This window comes from Collinsella aerofaciens, from assembly GCF_028206995.1.
In the GTDB taxonomy this organism is placed as follows: Bacteria; Actinomycetota; Coriobacteriia; order Coriobacteriales; family Coriobacteriaceae; genus Collinsella; species Collinsella aerofaciens_AQ.
This window is the reverse complement of sequence record NZ_JAQLFL010000023.1, coordinates 1-4,608: the sequence shown is the minus strand read 5'-3', so window position 1 is coordinate 4,608 and position 4,608 is coordinate 1. Positions and strand designations below refer to the sequence as shown.

Annotated in this window: 6 protein-coding genes; 3 read left to right on the top strand and 3 right to left on the bottom strand. The window is 59.8% G+C overall.

From position 1 onward, the window contains the following. Window positions 1-532 precede the first annotated feature (532 nt). From mobV to PMX60_RS10080, 3 genes are read left to right on the top strand one after another with little or no spacing between them, the layout of a single operon-like run. The gene (mobV, locus tag PMX60_RS10090) at window positions 533-1,591 is read left to right on the top strand and encodes a MobV family relaxase (RefSeq protein WP_271747812.1); all 1,059 of its coding nucleotides are present in this window, start codon (window positions 533-535) and stop codon (window positions 1,589-1,591) included. Between the two features lie 49 nt (window positions 1,592-1,640). Then, window positions 1,641-1,895: a hypothetical protein gene (locus tag PMX60_RS10085; RefSeq protein WP_117638241.1), complete on the top strand. Its 255-nt coding sequence runs from the start codon at window positions 1,641-1,643 to the stop codon at window positions 1,893-1,895. A gap of 2 nt (window positions 1,896-1,897) precedes the next feature. Then, a complete protein-coding gene (locus PMX60_RS10080) occupies window positions 1,898-2,179 on the top strand; it encodes a hypothetical protein (RefSeq protein ID WP_118935467.1) in 282 nt (93 codons plus the stop codon). Window positions 2,180-2,268: 89 nt separating this feature from the next. On the opposite strand, the gene PMX60_RS10075 is transcribed toward PMX60_RS10080, so the two are convergent. Genes PMX60_RS10075 through PMX60_RS10065 form a run of 3 tightly spaced genes read right to left on the bottom strand, consistent with a single transcriptional unit; the run spans window position 2,269 to window position 4,470 of the window. Next, window positions 2,269-2,691 (bottom strand): hypothetical protein, encoded by a 423-nt coding sequence (locus PMX60_RS10075; protein ID WP_271747810.1) that lies wholly within the window; start codon window positions 2,689-2,691, stop codon window positions 2,269-2,271. Window positions 2,692-2,726: 35 nt separating this feature from the next. Beyond that, on the bottom strand, window positions 2,727-3,053 hold the full coding sequence (locus PMX60_RS10070) for a hypothetical protein (RefSeq protein ID WP_271747809.1): 327 nt from the start codon (window positions 3,051-3,053) through the stop codon (window positions 2,727-2,729). A 1-nt stretch (window position 3,054) separates the two neighbouring features. Continuing rightward, window positions 3,055-4,470, bottom strand: a complete 1,416-nt coding sequence (locus tag PMX60_RS10065) for a helix-turn-helix domain-containing protein (RefSeq protein ID WP_271747808.1) — start codon at window positions 4,468-4,470, stop codon at window positions 3,055-3,057. Between the last annotated feature and the right edge of the window lie 138 nt (window positions 4,471-4,608).

Genomic DNA, 4,608 nt, shown 5'->3' with positions numbered 1-4,608 from the left:
GGAAGCCCTCATAGGCACGTTATATTATCAATAGAATTATTGTACATCTAGAGCCAGAAGAAAAGCGCCCATCCCTAGGCGGTGAGTAGTCGCGTCAATTCCGCTATCGGTGACTACGGGGGCGGAGTAGTTCCGCGCAGCGGATCTACGGAGACCTCGTTCACCGATAGCGGAATTGACGCGACGGGCGAGCGCGACATCAGACTTGGTCGAGGGTCGATGGGCACACCTGCTCATCGACCCTTTCCTTGCCTGTGTCACGGCAACGAAAACCTCTGGGATGGGATGGGGGGAATCCTTACTACGACAGGATTCCCCCCATTGTGTGCCATGTGCCATGTGCCAGCCGAGGGGGAGTTTGAGGGGGCTTGCCCCCTCATGCACGCGCCGCCGCGTGCCGCCAAGCCGTAGGCGCGGAGCGACCCTAAGTCGCGGAGAACCGACGGTGGTACACTGTCGGCGCACCCCTTTTCGTGATGAAAAGGGGAGTACGTTACCCTTTTGTTCCAAAAGCCGGGAGGTGCCGCCGCCGATGGGTAAGCAGTACGCAATCCTTCGAGTCCAGAAGTGCAAGGGTGCCGAGGTAGGTGCCATGCAGTACCACAACGACCGCGAGCCGGGGAAGCACACGAACCCGGACATAGACCAGTCCCGAACCCGGATGAACCGAGAGTTGTGTCCGCACGCCGACTACGAGGGCGAGGTGCAGGCGAGGATTGACGCGGGCTACAAGGGAACCCGCAAGGTGCGCAAGGATGCCGTGAGGCTCGTCGAGGGCATCGTGACGGCAAGCCCAGAGTTCTTCGAGGGCGCGAGCGCCGAGGAGGTGAGGGACTTCTTCGAGGACGCGCTCGGGTTCTGCCGCGAGGAATTCGGGGAGTCGAATCTGGTGCACTTCACGGTGCATATGGACGAAGAGACCCCGCACGCCCACTTCGGCTTCGTGCCGCTGAAAGACGGCAAGCTCTCGTGGAAGGGGTTCTTCCCTGACAAGGCGGCGCTCGGTGCGATGCAGGACAGGTTCTACGGGCGCGTAGGGGCGCTATACGGCCTTTCTAGGGGTGAGAAGCGCTTGGAGGGTCAACCGGCAAGGCGGCACAAGTCCGTGGCCGAATACAAGGCCGAGAGCCGCCGAGTTCAGTCCGAGCTGGACGAGAAGGCCGAGCAGCTCGAAGCGGCACGGGAGGAGCTTGCATCCACCCGGGCGCAGCTCGCCGAGTGCAGGTCGCAGGTCGAGGGCTTCGCCGCGAGGTTCGAGCGCATCAAGGCCGAGCTGGCGCAGATAGCCGAGTGCCTGTCGGTTAGGAGGTTCCTCGGTAGCTTCAAGGCCAAGCTCGCCGAGTTCGCCAAGAACCCGATTTGCAAGGCCGCGCTCGCGGCCGGTCGCGACTTCATGACGGCACGTGACGGCAGACGAGCGGAGAAGGTGCTCGTCAACGGTGCCAGGGAGAAGGTCGTGGAGATGGAAGGGCTGTCGAGGGAGATGGGCGAGTGGTCTCTGCTCGATGAAGTCGGGGATATGAGGGGTGCCAGAAGGGAGCTTGACGGCCACGAAGCCCCAGCGCGACCGCTCGATAATCAGGTGCTTTAATCAGGTATACTAATCTGGTATACTTATTGGGAAAGAAAGGAGAGCGGCAGTGGTCAGAGTACACGGGAACGCCCTCAAGCACGGGCTTACCAGCGATGAGGTCGCGTATGCGTGGGAGAACCCGATTAGATGCCGTCAGCGAAACGGCACGGATGACCCGCCGCTCTGGATTTCGGTCGGCTCGCTTCCCGACGGTAGATTTGCCGAGCTGATTGGGTTTATGGATATCGACGGCGTTTGGTGCGTGTTCCACGCGATGGTGCCGCCGACGAAGAAGTTCAAGCGTGAGCTGGGATGGAGGTAGACATGAACGGAATCGTTGCCGAGAACGGCAAGGTCGTTACCGATGAGATGATTGCCGATTGGGAAAGCGCTCTCGAACGCGACGAGTGGCCAAGCGGATGGGTGAATGTGGGCGAAATCGTCGAGGGGAAACTCCCGAAAGCAGCGCCCGAGACGGTGACGCTGTCCCTCAAGGTTCCAGTTGCGATGAAGCGGGCTCTTGAGAAGGAAGCGAAGGCCGAGGGCAAGTCGACGGGTGCGTATGCCCGCGGAATCCTCGCCGATGGTCTCATGGCCATAGCGTAAAGCAGCAGGGGAGCTAACAGAAAGGGGAGCCTTGAAGGCTCCCCTTTCCTGCCGGCGACCCTGTTGTAATTTGGGCCAGAGCTTCATGGCTAGCCCCTCCAAGCCCTCCTGAGCCTTTGCCAGCGGCTCAGCTTCTGCTCGGTCGATTCCAGCGCGAGCGTCTGGGCGGTCTCGTGGTGGAGCGCCTGAGCGCCCTGCACGGCCTTGGTGCTGTCGGCCACGGTCTCCATGAGCTTGGCTATCTGCTCGTCCTTCTTGGCGAGCTGCCCGATTAGCGCCGCGACAGCCGCCGAATCGCCGCCGTCTGGGGTGCTGGCATCTGTCTGGCAAGTGTCTGGCATCTGTCTGGCAAGGCGTATGGCACGCTCGACGGCGGCTCCCTGCGCCACGCCCCACCCGGCGGAGAGTTTCACCAGTTCATCGTATGCGTCTTCCTCGATTCGGAAGGTCTTCTTTACCTTGGCCAAGGTGCTGGCTCCCGTCTGGCAAGTGTATGGCAAAGTGTATGGCACGTATTCAACCACATTGGTGTTTCCCTTCCCAGTCCCTAATCGAAAACGCGTTCCGGACTGATATCCCGGATTACCTGTAGGTAGTCTTCACCCTCCGGTTCATTCATATCCTCATAGGTGCGCCATGACTTAATGTTCTGCATCACCCAAGGCTGTTTGGATAGAGTCGCGCAAACAGGGCACTGCGCCCCGAACTGCACCTTGCGGTTCTTTGCCTGCCAAGTGCCAAGACCGATGCGCACGTTGCCCATCTGCTCCGCATACTTTCCCACGCAATCGTAGAGGTCATCTACGTTGTAACCATTCCTTTTTGCCTTCTCATCATCGAACTCGATGGTGAAGCGCCAAGGCTTCGTTGCCATATCACTCACCCGCCTTGATTTCCGGCTCCGTCATATCGACGTGAACGTGCCCGTTTTCGTACCATGCACCGTCCGGTAGACCGTCGGTGTCGCACCTCCAGCCCCTCAGCCACTTGATGACGGTAGACCTCGACACGCCCAGCGCCTTTGCTATGTCCGAGTGGTTGGCATCCGGGTGCTCCCGGGCATAGGAGCGAATCAGCTCGCGCTTCTCACCGCTTCCCTTCGGCCGACCCTGCAACGCATGACCGGCGTCCTCGTTCAGAATCTCAAGGTTCGAACGCGCCATTCTGAGGTGCAGCGCCTGCTTCCTGTAGTTCCGCTTGTTTTTCGGGATCGCTATTCCCGATATCCTCTCCAAGTCCTTGATGGGGAACTTCTTGTACCGCAGGTCAAGACATTCGAGAGCGTTCTCGACCTCATGGTCGTTGCCGAACGGGTGCTCGGTGTCTACCGAATCTAGGAACGGCACCAGCGAATCCATGTCCGCCTTGACGCGCTTACGGTCGGTGATGCCGCACTTCACGGCGTATATCGCCAGAGCCATCAGGCAGAAGTACCTGTGGCTGAACGTCGCGCCCGCACGTATCTTGCGCAGCCACCAGTTGTAGAGGTCTTCCTTGGCATTCCACGAGCCGTCGGCGCGTCCGCCGCCGACGATGACTTTCTCGTACCACTCGGGGAATCTCTCCTTGGCCTGTTCGAGCGTGTACCTTGTCTCCCTCCACTTCTTCGACAGGTCTACCTGTTGTTCCGGGGGAAGGAAGTCGTTCAGCTCTTCGAGCGAGAAGGGGTGCGTGTTGACCGCGAACGCCCTGACCGTGCCGCCGTCCTTCGTCTTGCCGCCGATGACGCGGAACCCTTGGTTGATGCCCTGGTGCTGCGGGTGCTCCCATTCCCTCGACGTATGCTTGTTCCACATCCTGTCGGTCAGGTGGTACTTCATGTCCTTCAGCAGGCTCTTGGTGTTCGGGTATAGGTCGGCGGGTTCCTCGAGGACGTAGTACAGATGGACGTTATGGCCGCTCAGGATGATGTAGTTCGGCTCGGGATAGACGGGGTAGTCGCTTCGGCAGTTGTACAGGAACGCCGTGAGCGTGCCGTCATCCTGCCCGTCGAGGTCGAAAATCATAGCGCACATCTTGCTCTGCGCATCGGCGGTGTTCGCCCTGCCCCAGTAGGTGAGACCGTTCGTTATCGCCCAGTTCGCATCGCGGAACTCGGCAAGGGTCTCCTCGAACGTGTCCTCGAACAGGATGCGGCGGCGTCTCCTGTCTCCGACGAGCTTCCCGTCGCTGTCGTAATGCCCGCCGAACGAGCCGAGGATTATCGGGTTGGCCTTGCACAGCCCGCCCGGCTCGCCCTCCGTCTGGATGAAGCCATCGCCGAGCCGGAAGATATCCGAGTAGACTTCCATGGCCGACACCTCAAAAGCCCCGTATTCAAGAAGAACAGACTCAAGAGACAACCCACTCACCAACCCATCCCGGAAGCCCTCATAGGCACGTTATATTATCAATAGAATTATTGTACATCTAGAGCCAGAAGAAAAGCG

Coding starts and splice junctions, on each gene's coding strand:
- PMX60_RS10080 (WP_118935467.1), top strand. CDS start 1,898: ATGAACGGAATCGTTGCCGAGAACGGCAAGGTCGTTACCGATGAGATG.
- PMX60_RS10065 (WP_271747808.1), bottom strand. CDS start 4,470: ATGGAAGTCTACTCGGATATCTTCCGGCTCGGCGATGGCTTCATCCAG.
- PMX60_RS10070 (WP_271747809.1), bottom strand. CDS start 3,053: ATGGCAACGAAGCCTTGGCGCTTCACCATCGAGTTCGATGATGAGAAG.
- mobV (WP_271747812.1), top strand. CDS start 533: ATGGGTAAGCAGTACGCAATCCTTCGAGTCCAGAAGTGCAAGGGTGCC.